This is a genomic window from Rhodococcus sp. 2H158 (assembly GCF_053764755.1).
The window spans coordinates 109458-129653 of sequence record NZ_JBSNCE010000006.1 but is presented as its reverse complement, the minus strand read 5'-3'; the positions used below and the strand labels follow the sequence as shown (position 1 = coordinate 129653).

Genomic DNA, 20196 nt, shown 5'->3' with positions numbered 1-20196 from the left:
CGACCTGGTCGGCCGGGAGCGAATCGCAGGGCAGCGGCATGGGTGACACGTCGGTCGAGGTGGCGTCGAGCATCCGGGCCCAGCACGCCGAGGGCCCGACCTGGGATGCAGCGAGCGGCCGGCTGTGGTGGGTCGACATCACCGGAGAGCGGGTGCACTGTCTGGACCCGTCGTCGGGTGGTGACAGCGCGTGGAGCACGCCCGGCCAGCCGGGCGGCGTAGTGCTCGATGCGTCGGGGGAACCGCTCGTCGCGAGTCCCGAGGGCCTGGCACTCCTCGACCGTCGGACAGGCTCGCTGCAACTGCGTGTTCCCATCGAGCAGGACAGACCCGAGAACCGGGCGAACGACGTCAAGATCGACGGCCGGGGCCGAGCCTGGGTCGGCACGATGGCTTTCGACAAACGTCCACGGAACGCGTCGTTGTACCGGGTGGACGGTGACACGGTGACGCGCGTCGTCGACGGCCTCACGATCTCCAACGGCCCGGCCTTCGACGACTCCCGGGAACGTCTCTATCTGGCCGACACGGCCCTCGGCATCGTGGACGTGTTCGATCTGGACTCCGTCACCGGTGTCCTCACCGACCGTCGCCGCTTCGTCGAGTTCGGCGACACAGGGTTCTGGCCGGACGGCATGAGCGTCGACGACGACGGCATGCTGTGGATCGCGCTGGGACGAGCCGGGGCCGTCCACCGCTATCGCACCGACGGCACGCTCGACGGTGTGGTGGAACTTCCTACGTCCAATCCCACCTCGGTCGCCTTCGGGGGTGCCGACGGAGGAGATCTCTACATCACGACCTCCTGGTTCGATCTCCCCGAAGCCGAGCGCGCGGCGCAACCCGAGGCCGGAGCGATCCTCCGCTGCCGTCCAGGCGTGACGGGGCCCCCCTCCCCACGATATTCGGGCGCCCGGCCGTCGCCGTAGCCCGCTCTCCACCCCGACCCGAGAAAGGGTGACACGATGATCGAACGCATCGTTCTGTTCGGAGCCTCCGGCGATCTGACCAGTCGCCTGGTGATGCCGGCGGTCGCACAGCTCGCCGAGGCCGAACTTCTACCGCCGCAGCTCACCATTGTGGGTTCGGCGAACACGGACTGGTCGACCGAGCAGTTCCGCGAACACATCGCCGAGGGCCTCGATGCACACTCGACCGCGAAGCCGGCGGCGAAGGACGCCGTCGTGCGGATGCTCGGGTACGAGCCGGCCGACGTGACCCGGGCAGAGGACGTGTGCCGTGTGCTGGGTGACGACGGGCCGGACACCCTCGTCTATCTGGCGCTTCCGCCGAGCCTGCTCCGTGGGGTGCTGACGGCGCTCGCCGCGGCGAAACTGCGCCGATCCGATGCGGTGGCCGTCGAGAAGCCCTTCGGCACCGACTTGGAGTCGGCCCGCGAACTCAACGATCTCCTGCGGGTCCAGCTTCCCGAGCCGACGATCTTCCGCGTCGATCACTTCCTGTCCAACGAACTCGTCCGCCGGATCCTGGTGCTCCGGTTCCTCAACCGGGTCTTCGAGCCCACCTGGAACGCCGTGCACGTGGAGCGGGTGGACATCAGCTGGCTCGAGAGCCTGACCCTCGAAGGCCGGGCGGGATACTACGACGGTGCCGGCGCCATGAAGGACATGGTGCAGAACCATCTGATGGAGGTCATGGCGCTGGTGCTCATGGAACAGCCTGCTCGGATCGACCCCCACTCCTTCCGCGGAGTACGGGTCGAGGCGCTGCGGGCAGTGGCCACGCCGTCCGCGGAGACGCTGTGCAGGGATTCGGTCCGTGCCCGGTACACAGCCGGCACCATCGGGACCCGGCAGGTTCCCTCCTATGTGGACGAACCAGGAGTCGATCCCACCCGCAACACCGAGACGTATGCATCCTTGACCCTGGGGGTGAACAATCCTCGATGGGCCGGAGTGCCGTTCACCCTGCGGTCGGGCAAGGCTCTTGCCGCAGACACCGCCGAGATCGCGATTCACTACCGGGCAATGCCTGAATACCTGCTCGACCTGTGGCCGGGTGTCGAGCCGAATGTGCTCAGGCTCGGCCTCACCGAACCGTACGTGCGGCTGTCCACAAACCTCAACGGTCCGGACGATCGGGCCGCACACCAGGAGCTCGAGTTGATGGAGCCGGCGTCGGGACGGACTCCGTACGCCAATCTGCTCCTCGGGATGCTGCACAACAACCCGACGTTGTTCATTCGGGGCGACGAGGCCGAGGAAGCCTGGCGGATCGTCGATCCGGTGATGAAGGCGTGGGCGGCCGACGACGTGCCCATGCAGGAGTACGCAGCGGGAACCGAGCCCCCGGGCCCGTCGGCCCGAGACGATCGGCCGGGCCACCCTCGTTCCTGATCTCCCGAACGAGCGATGACCTTGTGCCCTACGCCACAGGCTGTCGTCGGCGGAACACTGTAGTCACGTAACTGCAGGAGTTTCGAGATGAACGCAGAGCAGCCCCTGGTCCTCCGGTTGTGGCGCCGCGCCCCGTGGAGCGGCAACCCGCTGATGCGACGATCCGAGCGATTCGAATCCGCACTCGTTCTGGTCGTCGCGATGTTCGTGCTCGTCATGGTGCCGCTCGCCGCCGCGTACGGGACGGCGACCTACGCCCGGGTCGGCCAGTTGGCGCTGGAGGAACGTCTGGAACGCCACCAAGTGACAGCGCTCCTCCTCGAGGGACCGGCTCCGACGGACGCCGGTTCGATGACGGACACTGCGACCCGGGGCCCGGGGGACCCGGACCGAGCGACCGCGCGGTGGACGACCGGCACCGGCGAAACGCGCACGGGGAAGGTGGAGACGCCCTTCGACGCGAAGCCGGGCGAGACGATCGACATCTGGATCGACTCCACCGGTGATCCCGTCACCGCGCCCAGGACGGGCTCGGACGGTGTCGTGGCCGGTGTCAGTGCCGCGCTCACGGTGTGGGGGGTCGGCTCCGGCATCGCCCTGCTGCTCCTCTACGGAGTTCATCGTGTCGGCGTGCGGCGGAGGATGTCGGCGCTGGATCGCGAATGGAACGACGGCGGAAGGAGCCCGGGATGGACGTTGGGTTGACCGCCCTGGGGTTTGCGGGCATGGGGTCTGCGGACCGGCCTGCAGCGCACATCCGGACACTCCGCAGCGCGGAGCGGATTCCTCGATCCGGTTGCCGGACAAGACTCTACGCGGGGAAGCCGAGATGAGCGACTGGGTTTGCCGTTTGTTGGTGTCGACGGAATCCGGCGACAGTCCGGCTCAACTGCATGTGGTGCTCCGTGACGATCTCACGGACGCGGAGGTGCTCGCCCGTGTCCTCGGCCTGGTTCACGAGTTCTATGGTCCCGGCGTGCAGGTCGACGACCTGAAGCCCGAGTCCTGGGCGCAGACCCGATCTGCGTCTCGGATCCGCAGTTCACCCGGCGGATGAGGGAATGGGGGCGTACAACAAGTTATTTCGCCACAGTTTCACCGAGCCACATCTCAGGAAAGGGGACGGGTCGTGTCCGAGGATATGCGTGTCGGTCAGGGCAGTGTCAGCCACAACAGCGTGGGCCGGAGCAGTGCCGGCGAGGGGAGCGTCAACGTCAAGCAGGGGATCGCGGCGGGCACTTCGATCGGTGCCGCCGTCATTCTCATTACCGTGGGCATTCTGCAACTGCTGCAGGGCATCGCCGCGGTGGCGGAGGACGAACTGTTCGTGGTGGGACAGGAATACACCTTCAAGTTCGATTTCACCGCCTGGGGTTGGATCCACATCGTCGCGGGTGCCGTCATGATCCTGGTGGGCATCGCTCTCATTACCGGAGCCACCTGGGCGCGAGTCGCGGCGATCGTCATCGCGGCCCTGTCGATCCTGCTCAACTTCATGTGGTTGCCGTACTACCCGTGGTGGTCGATTCTGGTCATCGCTCTCGACGTGGTGGTCATCTGGGCGGTATCGACCTGGAATCCACGGCTGGACTACTAGGTTCGACCGGAGGCCGGTCCGGCGTGTTCGGTCGGACCGGCCGCCGATCGGCGCGATGTGAAGGGGCGGGTCGTCTCGTGCCTCCAGGGCACGCTTCGTCTGTGCGCCGTGCCTCTGTGACCGAGTGGAAAGAGAAGACGATGGACAGCGACCTGACGCGCAGCGGCACGGGGACCGCTCCGCTCGACACCACCGAGCGCGCCGAACTGGAGCGATTACGGACAGAGGTGGCCGCGCTGCGCGCGCAGACGGCCGTCGCGCCCGAGGCTCCGGCGCCGCCGCCTCCCGCGCCGCGTCCGCCGCGGCACGCGCTGCGCTGGACGGCGGTGGCGATCTTGACCGTGCTGGTCGCTCTGCTGGCGATCACGTCGGTGACGGCGCGATTCGTACGCAGTGAAGTCCTCGACACGGACCGGTACGTCGCCACCGTGGCACCGCTGGGTTCGGATCCCGCGATCCAGACCGAGATCGCGGGCACGGTCACCGACGAGATCTTCGCGCGCGTGGACGTCGAAGGGCTGACCGCCGACGCGCTGACGGCCCTGACCGATGCGGTTCCGGCGACCGCGGATGCGCCCCGGGTGGACCGGGCGGTCGAGGGATTGGCGCCGGTGATCGCCGGTCAGGCGCGCAACTTCGTGTACGAGACGGTGCTGTCGCTGGTGCAGACCGGCCAGTTCGAGGATCTGTGGATCCAGGCCAACCGCGCCGCGCATACCGCGTTGGTGGCGGTGGTCACCGGCAATGTCGGTCCGTCGTCGGTGACGGTGGACGAGAGCGGCACGGTCAGCATCTCCCTCGGCACCGTCATCGACAACGTTCAGGCTCGTCTGCTGGACAGAGGATTCACCTTCGCCGAGAAGATCCCGGACATCGACAAGCAGTTCGTGCTGTTCCAGTCGCCGGAGCTGGTCAAGGCGCAACGGGCGGTCAACGCACTCGACACGGCCTCGGACGTGCTGCCGTGGCTCACGATCGCCGCCGCCGTGGCCGCGGTGGCCGTGGCCCCACCCGGCCGTCGCCGTCGTGCCCTCGCGTTCGTCGGCGCGGCACTGCTCGTGGGGATGCTGATCCTCGCGATCGCGCTCATCGTCGGTCGAGCGCTCTATCTCGACAATATTCCTCCGGACGCACTGTCCCCGGACGCCGCCACGGCGATCGTCGACACCGTGCTGGTGCCCTTGCGGAACGCGCTGCGGGCGGTGGCGGTTCTGGGCCTCGTGATCGCGGTCGGGGCGTATCTGACCGGGGGATCGGCCTCCGCGGCCGCCGTCCGCCGTGGGTTCGGACGAGGCATGGACGCGGTGCAGCGGGCCCGCAAGACGCGGCCACCGAACCAGGTGGAAGCCGGCGCGTACCGGGCTCGGACCGCGTTGCGGCTCGCCATCATCGGCATTGCCGCGCTGATGTTGATGTTCTGGCGGTATCCGACCGGTCTCGTGGTCGTGTGGGTCGTTCTCGGTGCTCTGCTGGCCCTGCTCGCGCTCGAGGTGCTGATCCGGCCGGCCCGAGCCTGGGAGCAACCGGCGGAGGACGCGATGTCGGCACCGCCGACGAAGGACGCGATGTCGGCACCGCCGACGAAGGACGCGACGTCGGTGCCCCCGACGAAGGACGCGACGTCGGTGCCCCCGACGGACGAACAGCCGACGGACGAACAACCGACGGAGAAACTCCCGGGCTCGAAGACCGGGGCGTGAGTCCGATGGATACCGTCCCCGGCGACGAGGTGCCGCCCTCGCGCACGTGGTGGGCTCGGGCGGCGTTCGTCGCCGTCATCGGTGCGGCCGCCGTTCCGGTGATCGTCGCGGGCCTGCGCGGAGCCGTCGCACTCCTGGCGGTGAGCGTGGCAGTGGCGGTGGTGATGGTCGCGGCTGCGTACTGGTTCCTCGCGACCCGGGGACTGCTGCGGGTGCTGTCTCTGGGCCTGGCCGTGCTCGCACCGCTCGTCCTGCTCGTGTTCGTGCGGGAGCACCAGCTCTGGGTCGTGCTGGTGTCGGTTGCGCTGGTGCTGCTCGCCCTGGTGTGTGCGAGGGCGGCGCTGCGACCCGACGCAGTGCACGGGATGCCCGAGTATCCCGCCGCGCCGGTCCGCCGGCCGTTTCTCGTGATGAATCCCCGGTCCGGCGGCGGCAAGGTCGTGAAGTTCGATCTGCAACGCAAGGCCGAGGAGCTCGGTGCCGAGGTGGCACTGCTCGCCGGACCGGTCCCCGTCGACGTCGAGGTCCTGGCCCGGCAGGCGGTGGAGCGTGGCGCCGACCTGCTCGGTGTCGCCGGAGGAGACGGGACACAGGCCCTGGTGGCGGCGATCGCGGCCGAGCACGGTCTGCCGTTCCTGGTGATCAGCGCCGGCACGCGGAACCACTTCGCCCTGGACCTGGGACTGGATCGGGAGGACCCGGCCGCAGGGCTGGATGCGCTGCGTGACGGTGTGGAACTCCGCGTCGATCTCGGCAGGATCGGGGGACGGGTGTTCGTCAACAACGCCTCGTTCGGCGTCTACGCCGACGTGGTGCAGAGCCCGGAATACCGGGACGACAAGACCGGGACGGCGCTACGGATGATGCCCGACCTGCTCGCCCGGGACAGCGTCACCCGGCTGCGTGCCCGCATCGACGGTGACACGACGGTGGAGGGCGCGCAGGCAGTCCTGGTGAGCAACGGCCCGTACGCGACCGACGACCTCGCGGGGTTGGGACGCCGGCCACGTCTGGATCGCGGGGTGCTCGGAGTGGTGGCGATCTCGGTGGCGGGCGCCGGGCAGGCAGTCGGCCTGCTGCGCCGTGCCCACAGCCGGGGGCTGGTTCAGCGCGCGGCCACCGAGGTGGTCGTCGACGCGGAGGTACCGGAGATACCGGTCGGCGTGGACGGGGAAGCGTTGATGTTGCCCACGCCTGTGCGATGCACCGTCGAGCCGCAGGCGCTGCGGGTGCGGGTGCCCCGGCACCGTCCGGGAACCCTCGTCTCGGCACCCACCTGGGACTGGGTGCGGCTCCGGGACCTGGCCTGGCGGCCTCAGCGCTCGTCGTCGGTCTCGTCGGGCCTGCGCTGACCCTCGCCGGGCCGTGCGCCCACCGGTCGGCGCGGCAGCGATCCGGTGCCGAAGAGTGCGGCGACGGTGATCAGCGCCGTGACGGCGAAGGCCACCTGCAGGGCCTCGAGCCGCGCGTCCGAGTTGACCTCGACGATCGCATCCGCGGTGGCCTCGTCCACCCCGGCCTCGTCCAGCGCACCCTCCAACTGGGTGTCGGACAGGAACGGCACCCCGGCAGCCATGTCCGTGGTGGCCTGCTGTTGCACCGATTCCGGCACGGCCGGGTTGTTCTCGATGCCGGCGATCGCGGAGGTGGTCAGGGTGGCGATCAGGATGGAGCCGATCAGGGCGGTCCCCAGTGACGCGCCGAGATTGGTCGCCGTGTTCTGCAGACCGCCGACCTCGGCGCTCTGCGAGTCCGGCACCGCGGACACCGTGACCGCACCGAGCTGGGAGGCCAGCGCACCCAGTCCGAGACCCATCAGCAGCATCGGGATCGAAACGACCGCCGCATTTGCGCCGGGATCCATTCCACCCACGAGGATGAGGATGCCGACGACCATGATCCCGAGGCCGATCCGGACGATGCGCCGGGGATTCGCCTGGGGTCGCAGCTTGGGGATGCCGACGGCCGCCAGGACCAGAGCGATCGACAGCGGAAGGATCCGCACACCCGTCTCGAGCGCACTGAGTTCGAGGACCACCGACAGGAACAGGGGGACGGAGAAGAACACCCCGGCCTGAATGAGGAATTGGGCGAAGAACATGCTCAGCCCGCCGGTGAGCTGGCTGTTCCTCAGCAGCGCGGGGTCGACCAGCGGTTCGCCGCCCGTCTTCGCCAGATACGTCTCCCGGCGAAGGAACAGGTAGAGCACGAGGAGTCCACCCAGCAGCAACCAGATGACGGGGGACAGTCCCAGGATCGCCGGTCCGCCGGGTTTGGTTTGGATCCAGCCCCATTCGCTCGAGCGCAGCACGCCGTAGACGAACATTCCCAGGCCGGCGACCGACAGGAGCGAGCCGACGAGGTCGAGCCGGATCCGCTGCGGTGGAATGTCTTCCACGCGACGCAGCGCGAGCAGGATCAGGACGACGATGACGACCTCGCCGAAGAAGACGTAGCGCCAGGACGCGAACGTGGTCACCGCCCCACCGAGCAACGGCCCCACCGCGACTGCCGCGGCACCCGCCGCGGCTACCAATCCGTAGGCGGCGGGGCGGCGTTCGGCGGGGAAGTTCGCCGCCACCAGGGAAACGATCGCGGGCATGATCAAGGCGGCGCCGATGCCCTCGAGCAGGGACCAGCCGATGAGGAGGACGGTGAGATTCGGCGCGATCCCGGTGACGAACGAGCCGGCGCCGTAGATGATCAGGCCGAGCCCGAACGCGCGGCGCCGCCCGAGGATGGTGCCGATCTTGCCGCCGGTGATCATCAAGCTGGCCATCACCAGGGTGTAGAGGGTGATGGCGGTCTGGATGCCGGTGATGGTGGTGCCCACGTCCGCGGCCACGGTCGCCATCGACACGTTCATCACGGAGCTGTCGAGCGTCATCAGGAACTGCCCCGCAGCCAGTACCGCGAGCACCAGTGCGGAACCCGAGGCCACCGCCGGCCCCTTCGGCGAACTGTCGAGACTCATGGCATCGACCTCTCGGGTTACACCGGCTCGAGCGGCCGGAACGGCCGGATGTCGTTGCCCGCGGGGCCGACCACGGCGGCGGAGGACTCGGGCATCTCGTTCCATGCGCCCGGCAGATCGCGGAGCGGTTCGGACACGACGAACCGGGCGTCGATGCCCAGACGATGGAACATCTCCACCTCGGGGTGCAGCTCGCGGAGCTTGGCGACCTCGGTGGAGTAGAACAGCGACCGGGTCCGGCCCTCGCTGGAGTAGCGGAACACCCAGATGGTGTCGCCGGCCGTGGTGGCCACGGTCATCTGCACGGGATCGTCGATGCCGTGGCTGCGGGCGACCTTCTCCACCATCCCGACCGCACGGCCGACCGCGGTGAACGGATCGTCCTGGAGACCGAACGTGAGAGCGAGGAAGAACAGCACCTCGGAGTCCGTGGTACCCGCGATGTCCGGGTACAGCGACGGATCCACGGCCATCATCAGTTCCCGCTTGATTTCCCGGAAGCCGAGGATCTCGCCGTTGTGCATCCACAGCCATTCCTCGTGCCGGAACGGGTGGCAGTTGCTGCGCTGCACCTGCGTGCCGGTCGAGGACCGCACGTGCGCGAACAGCAGCGGGGTGCGGATCTGCCCGGCGATCTCCCGCAGGTTGTGGTTGTTCCACGCCGGATCGATGCTCTTGAACATCGCTGGATCGGAACCTATTCCGTACCAGCCGATTCCGAATCCGTCACCGTTGGTGGTGGTGGCTCCGAGATGGGAGTGCAGGCTCTGGTCGATGAGTGAATGCTCGGGTTTGAACAGCAGATCCTCCACGAGGATCGGCTCGCCCGAGTAGGCCATCCATCTGCACACCCGACCATTGAAGCACCCGGGTGTCGCCCCCGGGCCGGAAAGAAGGCAGCGGGTTCACCCGCGGTCACCGCGGCATGCCGGTCCGCCCGAGATCGAGAACCCTGCCCGTGGCGGCACCGTCGTCGACCGCAATGCCGCGGCTGCCACCGGGGACGATCACCGATCCGCGGTCGAGTCCCGTCCCGGCTTTACACTCCTCGCGCCGACGCAGTGGGTGCCGCCGCGACGGATGCCGACGTGCCGTTGCCGACGAGGCCGGAGGTGGGCGCCACCGGTGTGCGCTGGGCGGCCGCTGCCGCGGTGGCTTCGTGTTCGAGGAACGTCTTCAGTTCGCCGATGGCACTCATCATGGGGGCCGGGAACACCACGGTGGTGTTCTTCTCGACCCCCAGCTCCACCAGGGTCTGCAGGTTGCGCAGTTGCAGGGCCAGGGGGTGGGCCATCATCGTGTCGGAGGCGTCTCCGAGTGCGGCGGCCGCCATCGACTCACCTTCCGCCGCGATGATCTTGGCGCGCTTCTCCCGCTCGGCCTCGGCCTGACGGGCCATGGCACGTTTCATGCTGTCGGGAAGCTGGATGTCCTTCAACTCCACCAGGGTCACCTCCACGCCCCATTCGAGGGTGGAGACGTCGAGGAATTCTCGAATGTGGACGTTGATGACGTCGGTCTCCGACAACGCCTCGTCGAGGGTGTGCCGGCCGACCACCCTGCGCAGCGTGGTCTGGGCGATCTGATCGATCGCAGCGGCGACGTTTTCGATCGCGACGACCGACTTCACGGCGTCGATGACACGGAAATAGGCGACTGCGGAGATGTCCACGCTGACGTTGTCGCGCGTGATGATCCCCTGGGACTGGATCGGCATCGTGACGATCCGCAACGACACCTTCGTGAGGCGGTCGACGATGGGGATGATCAGATGCAGGCCGGGTTCCTTCACTCCGATCAGCCGGCCGAACCGGAAGAGCACGCCCTTCTCGTATTGGGTGACGACGTGCACCGATTGTGACAACACGAACATCACCACGACGAGGAGCACGGCGGCGAGGATGATCCAGGCGGTCACGACGTTCCTCCCATCCCGCAGCAGGTCGCGGTTGCCTTCACCGTGCGCTCGTGGACCGCGGCCGGGAAGGGTCGAAAGTCACCGCCGGGGCGGATCGGCGAGTTCGAGACCGTCCGCGCCGGGTCCGTACGAGACCGGGCGCAACACCGGAGAAAACATACCCCCTCGGGTATATTGGTCGGGACGTGCAGTGAGAGGAGCGAGGAGATGACATCGGCGGACTTCGTCGACGGGATCGAAGTGCTGTGGCGACCCGGGTGCCCGTTCTGTTCGCGGCTGCGCCGGGCCCTGCGCCGACGCGGCATCGACACCCGCGAGATCGACATCTGGCAGGACCGCGCGGCCGCGGGGCGGGTCCGTGCGGTCACCGGCGGCGACGAGACCGTGCCGACCGTCTTCGTGGGACGGGTCGCCCTGGTCAATCCCGGGGTGCGCGAGATCGAGGCCGCGATCGAGCGGGAACTCCCCGAGCGGGCCGGCGAACTGCTCCCGTTACCGGTGTCTCGTCCCCGGAAGCTGTTGTCCCGAATCGGCTTCCCGCTCCGAGACTGACGCGCCCGACCACCCGTACCGACGACCGAAGGAGTCGCAGTGCCGGAAAACCAACTCGACGAAGAACTCTGGGACGAGCGCTACCGTTCCCGTCCCGCGCTCTGGAGCGGTGAGCCGAACCGTCACCTCGTGGGGGAGGCGGCCGAACTCGGGCCCGCCCTCGCCCTCGACGTCGGCTGCGGCGAGGGCGCGGACGCCATCTGGCTCGCGCGGCGCGGCTGGCGGGTCGACGGCGTGGACGTGTCCGGCGTCGCCCTGCAACGCGCCGCCGAGCACGCGGATCGGGCCGGCGCCGAGATCGCCGGGCGCATCACGTGGCTGCACGAGAACCTCACCGCGTGGGATCCGGGCCGGGGGCGGTACGACCTGGTCTCCGCGCAGTACATGCACCTGCCGCAACCGGAACGCGACGTCCTCTTTCGTGGGCTCGCGGAGGCGGTCGCTCCCGGCGGTACCCTCCTCGTCGTCGGCCATCACCCCTCCGACCTGCAGACCACCGTGCCGCGCCCGCCGCGGCCCGAGCTGTTCTTCACGGGAGCGGACGTCGTGGCGCTGCTCGATCCCGACGGCTGGAACGTCGTCACCGAGGCCGCCGTCGCGCGGTCGGTCACCGACCCGGACGGACGCGCCGTCACCGTGCACGACACGGTGGTCAGGGCCCGGCGGCGCTGATCGCGCCACCACGTCGCGAACGTCGTCGTCGGGCGGTCTCCCTCAGGCCAGGGCGAGGAAGAGGCGCTCGAGCTGTTCCTCGGTGAGCCGGTCCGGGCACGTGTCGTCCCCCTCGTCGAGCATGCACCGACGAAGCTGCGCGGCAACGATCTTGAACCCGGCACGGTCGAGCGCCCGGGAGACGGCGGCGAGCTGGGTCACCACGTCCCGGCACTCGCGGCCGGATTCGAGCATGGCGATGACGCCGGCGAGCTGCCCCTGCGCGCGGCGCAGCCGGTGCAGCACCTGCGTATCGGCTTCGGGGGTGACGGCGGTCCTGGAGACGGGGTCGACGGGAGTGTTCATCGTGGTGCTTCCTGCGGTAGGGGACGAGGTTCGAAGGGATACCCCATGGGGTACTTGACATACCCTAGGGGGTATGTGGCAGGGTTGTCCATATCGAGGACGAAATCGACTCAAACGGAGGAACCACGATGATTCTCGAGCAGTACTACATCGAGTGCCTGTCGCACGCGTCGTACCTGATCGGTGACGAGAGCACCGGCCGGGCGGTGGTGGTCGATCCGCGCCGCGATGTCACCGAGTACCTCGACGACGCGCGCAGGCACGGGCTGCGCATCGAGGGTGTGATCAACACCCATTTCCATGCGGACTTCGTCTCCGGGCATCTCGAGCTGCTCGAGGCGACCGGGGCGTGGATCGGGTTCGGGGAGGCCGCCGAGGCGGACTACCCGATCCGCCGGCTGCGCGACGGCGAGCACCTCTCGCTCGGCGAGGTGGACCTCGAGATCCTGGCCACCCCGGGGCACACCTGGGAGTCGATCTCGGTGCTGGTGCGCGAGCATCCGGGGGCGACCCCGGCCGCGGTGCTGACCGGGGACTCGTTGTTCATCGGCGATGTGGGCCGCCCGGACCTGGTCAACCTGGGTGATTCGTCGACCGAGGATCTGGCGCGGGCGATGTACCACACGGTGCACGAGAAGCTGCTGACCCTGCCCGATGCGGTCACGGTGCTGCCCGCGCACGGCGCCGGCTCCTCGTGCGGGAAGAACCTGTCGGCCGAGCTGACCTCCACGATCGGGGAGCAGCGGGTGAGCAACCCGTCGGTGCAGCCGATGAGCGAGGAGGCGTTCGTGGCGTTGGTCACCGAGGGGCAGCCGGCCGCCCCGGCCTACTTCTCGGTCGATGCCGGGTTGAACAAGAGCATCCATCCGCTGCTCGACCAGGGGCGCAGCATCCCGGAGCTGAGCCCGGCGCGGGTGCGGGCCGAGCTGGCCGCCGGGACCCGGGTGCTCGATGCGCGCAGCGTGGACGACTTCGCGGCCGGGCATCTGCGCGGGTCGGTCAACGTCGGGTTCGACGGCCGGTTCGCCGAGACCGGCGGGATGGTCGCCGAGGTGGGGGAGCAGATCGTGTTGATCACCTACCCGGGGGAGGAGCAGGACGCGGCGGTGCGGCTGGCCCGGATCGGGTCGGACAACGCGGCCGGTTACCTCACCGTCGACCACGACGGGGTGTTCCCGGCGGAGCTGGCGGATCTGGTGCAGCCGGCGGTGCGTACCACCGTCGCGCAGCTCGACGAGTTGCTGGCCGCCGAGGCGGTGACGCTGGTCGACATCCGCAATCCCGGTGAACGCGAGTTCGGGGTGATTCCGGGGGCGGTGCCGATCCCGTTGGCGCAGCTGCGGACCCGGCTCGGGCAGGTGCCGACCGGCAAGCCGATCGTGGTGCACTGCGCCGGCGGGTGGCGCTCGAGTGTGGCCGCGTCGCTGCTGCGGGCGCAGGGCTTCGACAACGTCTCGGACCTGCTCGGCGGCTACAACGCCTGGGCCGAGGCCCACGTCCCCGCCTGATCCCGGATCTTCCGAAACCCACGGCAGCCCGCCCCTGGCAGACCAGGGGGCGGGCTGCCGTCGCTCTGCGCCGCACCCGTCCGGTCCGGAGAAGGTCGTGACCGGCTGGGACCATGCCCGGTGACGGTCCGGTCGGCGACAGGGCGGCATGCCTGCTCTCAGCTCCGGTAGGTTCGTGCGGTGATCCGGGCACCCTGCGAATGCAGGACTCGGCAGATCGACGCGGGTCGCGTGTCCCTCGGCCCTCATCGTGTCGATGAAGCCCATCATCTCCGGTTGCGGGGGTCGAGTTTTCCCAGGAACAAAGTTGTTGCAGCGCTTAGGATTGCGACATCCTCACGCAGCCTCTTGTTCTCTGCCTCCAAACGCTCGAGCTCGGCGTTCTCCGCGCTGGTGAACCCGGGTCGGGTGCCGGCGTCGACGTCGGCCCGCGCGACCCGTCAACGCACCGACTCCGTTCCCACACCCACCTGCTTGGCCGCCGCCGCACACGCAGCGGTCACCGAGGGGTACTGGTCTCGGTGCTCTGTCACCGGGCGCACCGCACGGGCACGCAGTGCGGCGTCGATCTTCTTCGGCATGGTGCTCATCCTTCCGATTCACAAGGATGCGGCATCAAACCAGGATGTGACATCAAACCCTGGGCGCTTCACCCTGCAATTCTCCCGGCCGGTCGGTGCTCCATGTCAGATGGGCGTCCAGGTCGTAGGTCCAGGGAAGTCCGGCGTTCTTCCATCCGTTTTTCATACGTTTGCCGTGATAGGCGCTGTGCGGGTCATCCACGAGTCCGCCCTCCATCCCGTCGAGGACGTTGTGGACGTTCTCGAAACCGGCATCTGCCAGGGCGTCGACCGCGCGTGCGCTGCGTTCCCCGGAACGGCACATCAACAGGAGGGTGTCGGTGCGGGAGTACAAGCTCATCACGCGGGGCACGAAGTTGGGATTGGGTTCTGTAAGGGGCTCGTTCCTCTGTGTGTCCCATTGGTAGGTCAGGAAGACCAAAGGGAGGTTTCTCGCCGTCTCGACGTGGCCCACGAACAGATATTCTTCCGGTGTTCGGACATCGATGATGCTGGTGTGGCGCGGCTGGGTCATTTGCAGCTCGTAGGCCTGAGGGGCTGTCACGTACAGACCGAGGCGCGTCTGTTGCTTCTCTGGTATTGCGGAGGTCTTCTGTCCTGCGCGAGGGAGCGAAGAGCGACTGACTGCTTGCTGACGTTCGGGCATTGACGTATCTCCTGGTTCTCCTCGGCGGTACCAGCGGGGCGAACGACCCACAGCCGGTGCGGGCGAGAAGCCCGTCGTTCGCCGCCAGGTCCCGGTCGGAATCCGCGGTCACGCGCGGTCATGATTGGGGAAGTGATTTCGGACAGGGCCGAGACCCCCGCTCATCATGTGCGGGGGCCTCGGCCCGGGCCGGTGCAGACGACGAATTGCTGATCGAGCCTGCCCTCAGAACGGCTTGTCGCCGACGATCGTCGCGCGTTCCATCTTCCGAACCGCCGGCCAGTAGTCCTGGACCGCGTAGTGCTGGGTGCAGCGGTTGTCCCAGATCGCGACGCTGTTCTTCGTCCAGCGCCAGCGAACCTGGTACTCGGGGATTGCCGCACGGCTGATCAGGTAGTTGAGCAGGTTGCCGGCGGCGGGGGCGTAGTCCGCGCCGTAGCGCACGTTCTGTGGCGTGTGGAAGTTGACGAAGTTCGTGGTGACCGCGTTGACGTAGAGGATCTTTTCCCCGGTCTCCGGATGGGTGCGCACCACAGGATGCTCCGCGTCGGGGTATTGCTCCTTCAGCTCGAGGCGCTGTTCCATCGGCTTGGAGGCACCGAAAACAGCTTCGAAGCTGTGACGGGCCCGCAAGCCGTCGATCTGTTCCTTGACGCTCTCGGGCAACCCCCGGTACGCCTCGGCCATGTTCACCCAGATCGTGTCGCCCCCCACTTCGGGAGTCTCGACGCAGCGCAACACAGATCCCATCGAGGGGAACTCCCGCCAGGTCGTGTCGCTGTGGAAGATGTTCTCGATATGCTCCGGCTTGCTGTCGAGGTCCTTGTAGAGCAGTGCCAAGCCGGATTCGTTGCCCGTATTCGGGTTGTACCCTTCGAGCTCACCGAACCGTCTGGCGAAGGCGAGATGGTCGGCGCGGGTGATGTTCTGGTCACGCAGGAACAGGACCTTGTACTCGAGCAGGAGTCTTTTCACCTCGGCGAACAGAGCGTCGTCGCGTGCGATGTCGGCGAGGTTGACGTCGAACAGTTCAGCGCCGATGTGGCAGGTGAGCGGCTTGGCTTCGATCGTAGCCCGCGGAACGTCGCCGGCTGCCGCGGCGGCTGTGTGCTTTGCGCTCGGAAGAGTGTCGGTCATGGCTTTCTCCTTGGTGTGGGTTGCAATGGTGTGGCTGTTCCGACCCGTTCGGTTCGGGCCGCGAAGTCCGCGGAACGGTGGGAGAGTCAGACGCAGAGAACCGAGGAACCGATGCTGCGGCCCGCTTCGAGGTCCCGGTGGGCCTGCGCTGCGTCGGGTAGGGCGTAGCGCTGATTGATGTCGATCTTGATGCGGCCGGTCTCGACATGGTCGAACAACTCGTTCGCAAGCTCGGCACGCTCTGTCGGGTCGGCGAGATAGTCCGCCAGCGCGGGTCGGGTGACGAAATGCGACCCCTTGGTCGCGAGTTGCAGGGCATCGATCGGTGGAATCGGGCCGGATGCGGTACCGAAACACACCAGCAGGCCCCGCCGTTCGAGCGAGTCGAGGGAGGCGGCGAACGTGTCCTTGCCGATGCTGTCGAACACGACCGGTACACCGACACCGTCGGTCAACTCCCGCACCCGCGCGGCTACATCCTCCTTTCGGTGGAAGATGACGTGATCGCAGCCGTAGGCGCGAGCCACTTCGGCTTTGTGATCATTGGAGACGGTGCCGATCACACGCAGTCCGAGCAGTTTCGCCCATTGCAGGAAGATCAGGCCGACCCCGCCGGCTGCGGCGTGCAGAAGAACGGTCTCGCCAGGCGCGAGCGGATGAATGCGGCGCAGAAGATAGGCCGCGGTGAGGCCGCGGGTGGTCATTGCGGCCGCTGTCTCGGAGGAGATCGCGTCGGGCAGTCCGATCAGGGAGGTCGCCGGCATCACCCGCTCTGTGCTGTAGGCACCCAAGGGACTGTGTGCATAGGTGACGCGATCACCGACGGCAACGTGCGATACGCCGTCGCCGACGGCCTCCACGACGCCGGCCGCCTCGATCCCGAGTCCGGCGGGAAGTACGGCCGGGTAGTAGCCGGTGCGGAAGTAGGTGTCGGCGAAGTTGACTCCGACCGCCGTGTGCCGGATCCGGACTTCCCCGGGTCCTGGTGTCCCGACGTCGACCTTCTCCCATCGCAGTACCTCGGGACCGCCGGGTTGATAAAAGCGGATCGCGTGCGCCACGGGAGTCTCCGTTTCGACTGGACCCGACGCTCGGCCGGATCATGGTTCTGGTGTGCGATTCACGGGGCCGTTTCCACCGGGCCCCGGCGTCCTCGATGTTTCGGCATCGACGCAGTTCTGCCGGCCGGCAACCGACGTGAGTTCCCTCGGGGATCCCCAGCACACGGCGAGCCGGCACCGTGTGGAAGTTCCTTTTTCGGGTCCGGTGTTCATGTGCTCCCCTTCGGGGCGAGCATCTGACCTCGTTGGGGGTTACGGCAAAGGTTAGGAGGGCGACCCAGCTCACGTCTTGACCGTGGGTGGCAGAATCATTGATCATCTGTGGCGCATCGTAGGAGGACTGATGACTCTGCTCGTGCGTAACGCGGTCCTGAACGGTTACCTGGACCTTGCCCGGTCCCTGGGAGTCGACCATCTTCCGCTGTTGAGGAGGGTGGGACTACACCCTGCCGACCTGGTGGTGCACAACCAGTGGATCGCGGTCGACACGGTCGCCGAGCTGTTGCACCTTTCCGCCGCCGCCGCGTCCGTCGAGGCGTTCGGGCTTCGTCTGGCGGAGAATCGGCGCCTGTCCAATCTGGGTCCGATCAGCCTCGCCGCCCGCGAGGAACCCGACGTCCGCAGCGCGCTGAGCATGATCAGCCGCTACGAGCACCTGCACAGCGAGGCACTGCACATCCGAGTGTTCGAGCTCGACGGGCTCGCCACGGTCAAGGTCGATCTCGACCTGAGTGCGGATACCGAAGGTCGGCAGCTCATCGAGCAGACCGTCGGCACGGTTGTTCGTATCGTCCGCACGCTCGTGGGCGTCCACTGGAAGCCGGTCACCGTCTGCTTCACCCACATGCCCCCGACCGACCTGACCATCCATCATCGCGTCCTCGGTTACGCGATCCGATTCGGCGCTGACTTCAACGGGCTCGTGCTGTACTCCGCGGAACTCGACGCGCCAAATACCCTGTCCGATCCTCTGTTCCGACCGTTTGCGCAGCAATACATCGAAGCGATCGCTCCTGCCCGGAGCGCCGACGAACTCGATCGCATCCGGAATCTGATCGAGGCGCTGCTCCCCACCGGACGCTGCTCGCTCCAGCAGGTCGCGCACACCCTGGGCATCGACCGCAAGACCGTTCACCGGCACCTCGCGAAATCGAACGAGACCTTCTCGTCGATTCTCAACTCCGTCCGTATCAAGCTGGCCCGTCAGTACGTCGGACGCCAGAGCCGTTCCTTGACGGAAGTCGCGCAGTTGCTGGGATTCTCCGAACTGTCGGCGTTCTCGCGGTGGTTCCGCAGGGAGTTCGGCACCAGTCCGAAGGCCTGGCGGGCAATTCGTCCCGACGCCTGATCTCGATCCACCGTCTCGGCCGTGGTGACCGGCTTTCCCGGGCGGCGCACGGACCGGCTGCCACTGTGCGCTCTCGGACGCAAACGGAGTCGACGGCCGGAGACGAACTGAAAAGTCCGCGCCCCGGGCCGCGTCTCGTCTCGGGAATCCGGCTACGGAGAACACGCATAGGCGTGTTTCCCGGTACATGCCACATCATGTCAATCGAAGTGCCACTATCGGTCAAGAAGTACCTACAGCGCTCGGATAATGTGACGCGTGCCACCTTCATATGCTGGCCTACCGCGCCACCGTCCCTCCTGGAGTGCCTCTTGACTACCGACATCCCGACTTCCCCTACGCCCGTGGTCGATTCGATGCGTGAACGTGGCGGCTGGAATCCCATGTGGGACCAGCTGTTCGACTGGGATCCGGAAGGGACCGAGCACTTCATGGCCTTCGCCACGGCGCCGGTGCGACGAGGTGTGCTCTCTCCCCAGGTGGTGGAACTGTTGAGCATCGCCATCGACGCCGCCTGCACCCACATGTATGCGCCGGGGGTCCGTCGGCACATCCGCGCCGCCCTCGAACTGGGAGTGACCCGGGAGGAGATCCTCGCCGTGCTGCAGTACGCCAGTGCGGTAGGGATCCACGCCTGCAATCTCGGCGTTCCGATCCTCGCCGAGGAACTCGCCGCCTACGAGGGGCGCGCCGGCGGACAGTGACACGCCACCCACGTAACACCTCACAACGATAAGGACGATCATGCACTACCTCGACGATTCGCTGCTGCCCGAGAACCAGGAAAAGCTCGTCATCCAGGTCGCCCCGTACGGTCCGGAGTTCCTGCCCGGGGACTCGGACGACATCCCGGTGACGATGGACGAGCAGATCCAGAAGGCGGTCGACTGCTACAACGCCGGCGCGCAGGTGCTGCACGTGCACGTGCGCGAAGAAGACGGCCGCGGCTCGAAGCGGCTCGAGATGTTCAACGAGATGCTCGCCCGGCTGCGCGAGGCGGTGCCGGAGATGATCCTGCAGGTCGGCGGGTCGATCTCGTTCGCCCCGCCCAAGGACGGCGAGGCGGCGAAGTGGCTGCCCCACGACACCCGTCACATGCTGGCCACCCTGGACCCGGCCCCGGATCAGGTGACCATCGCCATCAACACCAACCAGATGAACCTGGTCGAGTTGATGACCGACGACGACATCGCCGGAACCTCGTTCCAGGACCCGGCGATCTACAAGGCCTACCGCGACATGACCGTCGAGGCCGGCCCCGACTTCTACCTCGAGCACCTGCGCCGCCTCACCGACGCCGGTATCCAGCCGCACTTCATGCTCGGAAACCTGGCACAGCTCGAGACCGTGGAGCGGCTGATCCGGCGGGGTCACTACACCGGTCCGCTGGTGCTGAACTACGTCGCGATCGGCGGCGGCGCAGCCGGCGTGCACCCGGCCGATCTGATCGAGTTCATCCGCCGCACCCCCGACGGCGCGGTGCTGACCATCGAGTCGATCATGCGTCACGTCATCCCGATGTGCACGATCGCGATCGCGCTCGGCCAGCACGTGCGGGTGGGCATCGAGGACAACCTGTGGGGTCGCAAGGGCGAGCGCCGGACCTCGGTCGAACAGATCGAGCAGATGGTGCGTATCGCCGGTGAGCTCGGCCGCGAGGTGGCCACCTGCAAGGACGCGCGCGAGATCTACAAGCTCGACGAGACCTACGCCGACACCGACACCGCCCTGGCCAAGCTCGGCTACGCGCCGAACCGCAAGCCCGGCCAGCTCGGCTTCCTGCACCACGCCTGAATGATC

Annotated in this window: 20 protein-coding genes and 1 pseudogene; 13 read left to right on the top strand and 8 right to left on the bottom strand. The window is 67.6% G+C overall.

Features of this window, described 5'->3' with window-relative positions; translation table 11 throughout:
- The first annotated feature begins 38 nt into the window (after positions 1-38).
- The 7 genes from ACWPOB_RS07605 to ACWPOB_RS07575 all read left to right on the top strand — a co-directional run bounded on the left by ACWPOB_RS07605 (position 39) and on the right by ACWPOB_RS07575 (position 7006).
- On the top strand, positions 39-929 hold the full coding sequence (locus ACWPOB_RS07605) for an SMP-30/gluconolactonase/LRE family protein (RefSeq protein WP_455400411.1): 891 nt from the start codon (positions 39-41) through the stop codon (positions 927-929).
- A gap of 36 nt (positions 930-965) precedes the next feature.
- Entirely contained in the window at positions 966-2357 is a 1392-nt protein-coding gene (locus ACWPOB_RS07600) for a glucose-6-phosphate dehydrogenase (RefSeq protein WP_455400410.1), read from the top strand.
- 87 nt (positions 2358-2444) lie between these two features.
- Positions 2445-3062, top strand: a complete 618-nt coding sequence (locus ACWPOB_RS07595) for an Rv1733c family protein (protein ID WP_455400409.1) — start codon at positions 2445-2447, stop codon at positions 3060-3062.
- Positions 3063-3186: 124 nt separating this feature from the next.
- Positions 3187-3414, top strand: coding sequence for a hypothetical protein (locus ACWPOB_RS07590; protein ID WP_455400408.1), 228 nt, complete (start codon positions 3187-3189; stop codon positions 3412-3414).
- 72 nt (positions 3415-3486) lie between these two features.
- Positions 3487-3954 carry a DUF7144 family membrane protein gene (locus tag ACWPOB_RS07585; protein WP_100055124.1) on the top strand — a complete coding sequence of 156 codons (468 nt, stop codon included), beginning with the start codon at positions 3487-3489 and terminating at the stop codon, positions 3952-3954.
- 140 nt (positions 3955-4094) lie between these two features.
- Positions 4095-5654: a hypothetical protein gene (locus ACWPOB_RS07580; RefSeq protein ID WP_455400407.1), complete on the top strand. Its 1560-nt coding sequence runs from the start codon at positions 4095-4097 to the stop codon at positions 5652-5654.
- Between the two features lie 5 nt (positions 5655-5659).
- A complete protein-coding gene (locus ACWPOB_RS07575; protein ID WP_455400495.1) occupies positions 5660-7006 on the top strand; it encodes a diacylglycerol/lipid kinase family protein in 1347 nt (448 codons plus the stop codon).
- On the opposite strand, the gene ACWPOB_RS07570 is transcribed toward ACWPOB_RS07575, so the two are convergent.
- The 3 genes from ACWPOB_RS07570 to ACWPOB_RS07560 all read right to left on the bottom strand — a co-directional run bounded on the left by ACWPOB_RS07570 (position 6970) and on the right by ACWPOB_RS07560 (position 10501).
- Positions 6970-8628 carry an MFS transporter gene (locus tag ACWPOB_RS07570; RefSeq protein WP_100055121.1) on the bottom strand — a complete coding sequence of 553 codons (1659 nt, stop codon included), beginning with the start codon at positions 8626-8628 and terminating at the stop codon, positions 6970-6972. The two genes, ACWPOB_RS07575 and ACWPOB_RS07570, sit on opposite strands and share 37 nt — an antisense overlap.
- A gap of 17 nt (positions 8629-8645) precedes the next feature.
- Complete coding sequence (locus ACWPOB_RS07565) at positions 8646-9467, bottom strand: class II glutamine amidotransferase (RefSeq protein ID WP_100055120.1); 822 nt, start codon at positions 9465-9467, stop codon at positions 8646-8648.
- Between the two features lie 200 nt (positions 9468-9667).
- The gene (locus ACWPOB_RS07560; RefSeq protein WP_455400494.1) at positions 9668-10501 is read right to left on the bottom strand and encodes a slipin family protein; all 834 of its coding nucleotides are present in this window, start codon (positions 10499-10501) and stop codon (positions 9668-9670) included.
- Positions 10502-10753: 252 nt separating this feature from the next.
- Between ACWPOB_RS07560 and ACWPOB_RS07555 the strand changes: the two genes are divergently transcribed.
- A complete protein-coding gene (locus tag ACWPOB_RS07555) occupies positions 10754-11098 on the top strand; it encodes a glutaredoxin domain-containing protein (RefSeq protein WP_100055119.1) in 345 nt (114 codons plus the stop codon).
- 39 nt (positions 11099-11137) lie between these two features.
- Positions 11138-11770, top strand: a complete 633-nt coding sequence (locus tag ACWPOB_RS07550) for a class I SAM-dependent methyltransferase (RefSeq protein ID WP_455400406.1) — start codon at positions 11138-11140, stop codon at positions 11768-11770.
- 42 nt (positions 11771-11812) lie between these two features.
- On the opposite strand, the gene ACWPOB_RS07545 is transcribed toward ACWPOB_RS07550, so the two are convergent.
- Positions 11813-12115, bottom strand: coding sequence for a metal-sensitive transcriptional regulator (locus ACWPOB_RS07545; protein WP_455400405.1), 303 nt, complete (start codon positions 12113-12115; stop codon positions 11813-11815).
- A 128-nt stretch (positions 12116-12243) separates the two neighbouring features.
- Here ACWPOB_RS07545 and ACWPOB_RS07540 point away from each other — a divergent pair, with 128 nt between their 5' ends.
- The gene (locus ACWPOB_RS07540; protein WP_455400404.1) at positions 12244-13623 is read left to right on the top strand and encodes an MBL fold metallo-hydrolase; all 1380 of its coding nucleotides are present in this window, start codon (positions 12244-12246) and stop codon (positions 13621-13623) included.
- Between the two features lie 161 nt (positions 13624-13784).
- Here the strand turns inward: ACWPOB_RS07540 and ACWPOB_RS07535 are convergent.
- The 4 genes and pseudogenes from ACWPOB_RS07535 to ACWPOB_RS07520 form a co-directional block, all read right to left on the bottom strand.
- Positions 13785-14204, bottom strand: a pseudogene (locus ACWPOB_RS07535) (IS3-like element ISPfr13 family transposase); the annotation flags it as partial.
- A 52-nt stretch (positions 14205-14256) separates the two neighbouring features.
- A complete protein-coding gene (locus ACWPOB_RS07530) occupies positions 14257-14850 on the bottom strand; it encodes a rhodanese-like domain-containing protein (protein WP_455400403.1) in 594 nt (197 codons plus the stop codon).
- A 225-nt stretch (positions 14851-15075) separates the two neighbouring features.
- The gene (locus ACWPOB_RS07525; protein WP_455400402.1) at positions 15076-15987 is read right to left on the bottom strand and encodes a TauD/TfdA dioxygenase family protein; all 912 of its coding nucleotides are present in this window, start codon (positions 15985-15987) and stop codon (positions 15076-15078) included.
- Between the two features lie 86 nt (positions 15988-16073).
- Complete coding sequence (locus tag ACWPOB_RS07520) at positions 16074-17048, bottom strand: NADPH:quinone reductase (RefSeq protein ID WP_165037597.1); 975 nt, start codon at positions 17046-17048, stop codon at positions 16074-16076.
- 295 nt (positions 17049-17343) lie between these two features.
- On the opposite strand from ACWPOB_RS07520, the gene ACWPOB_RS07515 reads away from it, so the two are divergent.
- From ACWPOB_RS07515 to ACWPOB_RS07505, 3 genes are all read left to right on the top strand, one after another.
- Positions 17344-18396, top strand: coding sequence for an AraC family transcriptional regulator (locus tag ACWPOB_RS07515; protein WP_455400493.1), 1053 nt, complete (start codon positions 17344-17346; stop codon positions 18394-18396).
- A gap of 356 nt (positions 18397-18752) precedes the next feature.
- Positions 18753-19100: a carboxymuconolactone decarboxylase family protein gene (locus tag ACWPOB_RS07510; RefSeq protein ID WP_455400492.1), complete on the top strand. Its 348-nt coding sequence runs from the start codon at positions 18753-18755 to the stop codon at positions 19098-19100.
- A 40-nt stretch (positions 19101-19140) separates the two neighbouring features.
- The gene (locus ACWPOB_RS07505; RefSeq protein ID WP_455400401.1) at positions 19141-20190 is read left to right on the top strand and encodes a 3-keto-5-aminohexanoate cleavage protein; all 1050 of its coding nucleotides are present in this window, start codon (positions 19141-19143) and stop codon (positions 20188-20190) included.
- Positions 20191-20196 lie beyond the last annotated feature (6 nt).